The sequence below is a fragment of the Pseudonocardia sp. SID8383 genome, assembly GCF_009864975.1.
In the GTDB taxonomy this organism is placed as follows: domain Bacteria; phylum Actinomycetota; class Actinomycetes; order Mycobacteriales; family Pseudonocardiaceae; genus Pseudonocardia; species Pseudonocardia alni.
Genome location: NZ_WWFY01000663.1, coordinates 1 through 1,992 on the forward strand (window position 1 = coordinate 1; position 1,992 = coordinate 1,992).

General features: G+C 76.4%; 2 protein-coding genes. Both read left to right on the top strand.

Annotated features, from left to right (window positions below; translation table 11 throughout):
- On the top strand, positions 1–1,042 hold a 1,042-nt coding region (locus tag GTW08_RS16285; RefSeq protein ID WP_161152170.1), incomplete at its 5' end, for a S1C family serine protease.
- 218 nt (positions 1,043–1,260) lie between these two features.
- Positions 1,261–1,758: a MogA/MoaB family molybdenum cofactor biosynthesis protein gene (locus tag GTW08_RS16290; RefSeq protein ID WP_073577788.1), complete on the top strand. Its 498-nt coding sequence runs from the start codon at positions 1,261–1,263 to the stop codon at positions 1,756–1,758.
- Positions 1,759–1,992: the final 234 nt, after the last annotated feature.

Genomic DNA, 1,992 nt, shown 5'->3' on the forward strand with positions numbered 1-1,992 from the left:
GCCCGGCCGCGGCCGCCGGGGTGTCGTCCTGCTCGCGGCCGGGCTGCTCGTCGCGCTGGTCGCGGGTGCCCTCGGCGGCCTGATCGGCGCGCGCCTCGCAGGCGGGTCGGGAGGCACGGCGCCGTCCGGCTCGGTCGAGGCCGTCGCCGAGAAGGTACTGCCCGCCGTCGTGCAGATCCGCGTCGACGGCGGCGCGGGCAACGTCGGTGACCGCGGCGAGGGCTCCGGCATGATCGTCGGCAACGACGGTCTGATCCTCACCAACAACCACGTCGTCGCCCCGGCGGCCCAGGGCGGCACGCTGCGCGTGGTCCTGCAGGACGGCCGGACCGCCATCGGGACGATCGTCGGGCAGGACCCGCAGTCCGACATCGCGCTCGTGCGCACGGACCTGCCGGGCCTGAGCGCGGTCGAGCTCGGCGACTCCGACCGCGTCCGGGTCGGTCAGCAGGTCACCGCGTTCGGGTCGCCGCTCGGGCTCGGCGGGTCGGTCACCACCGGGATCGTCTCGGCCGTCGACCGGGCCGTCGGCATCCCCGCCGAGTCGGGCGCGCCCGGGGCGAGCGACACCGTGCTGAACGCGATCCAGACCGACGCCGCGATCAACCCCGGCAACTCCGGGGGCCCGCTGGTGGACTCCGACGGCCGGGTCGTCGGCATCAACTCCGCCATCGCGACGGCCGGGCCGGGCGGCGGCTCGATCGGCGTCGGCTTCTCCATCCCGATCAACCAGGCCCGCCGGATCGCCGACCAGCTGCGCGGCGGCGGCAAGGCCACGCACGCCGTGCTCGGCGTGACCGTCGGCAACGACCCGCAGCTGCGCGGCGCGGTGATCCAGGAGGTCACCCCGGACGGCGCGGCCGCGAAGGCCGGACTGCGCCTGCAGGAGATCGTCGCCCGGCTCGGCGACCAGCGGATCACCACCGGCACCGATCTGCAGGCCGCGGTGCGGTCGCAGCCGCCGGGCAGCGTCGTCCAGCTGGAGGTCGTCGACGCCGGCGGGGCGACCCGCACCGTCGAGGTGACACTGGGCGAGCAGTGAGGGCCTGCCCGGGTGCAGGCCGTCCGACCGGACGGGGCCGGGTGGGTGGCACGCACCGCACGTCGTTGACGGGTGAAGAACCGGCGTGATGGGGTGTCCCCGTATTCGGTGGTGCCCCACCGAATACGCCCGGAGCGCCGTGTCGGTGCCGGTCCCCCCTCCCCGCACCGGCACGGCCTCCCCCGTGCCGCGTCCCGGCCGACGCTAGGGTGACCGCCATGGAGATGTCGGGTCCGCAGATCGGCCGTGCCCTCGTGGTGATCGTCGACGACCGGGTCAGTGCGGGTGAGCGGTCCGACGGCACCGGGCCGCTGGTCACCGAGCTGCTGGAGGAGGCCCACTTCCTCGTCGACGGCGTGGTCTCGGCCCCCGGCGACGTGGTGGCCATCCGCAGCGCGCTGAACACCGCCGTGATCGGCGGCGTCGACCTGGTGGTGACCGTCGGCGGCACGGGCGTGTCGCCCCGTGACGTCACCCCGGACGCCACCACCGGTGTCCTCGACCGGCCGGTGCCGGGGATCGCCGAGGCCATCCGCGCCTCCGGCCTCGCCGCCGGTGCGGTCGACGCCGGGGTGTCCCGTGGGGTCGTCGGCGTCTCGGGCAGCACGCTGGTGGTCAACCTGGCGGCGTCCCGCGCCGCCGTCCGCGACGGCATGGCGACGCTGACCCCGCTCGTCCCGCACGTCATCTCGGAGCTGTCCGGCCTCGACGACTGACCGGCCCCGCCGGCTCGGTCGCACGACCTGTCACGCGACGGGAACGGGCCCCGGCGGAAGCCGGGGCCCGTTCGTCGTGATCGGGGTCAGTTCGCCGGGGGCACCGGCGGGACGCCGCCGTCGTCCTTGCGCTCCGGCGGCACCGGCGGGACGGCCGGCGGCTGCTGCGACGCGGCCGGGTTGCCCTGCGGCGCCAATGCGTCGCCCCCGGGCGGGGCGGGCGGCACCGGCGGG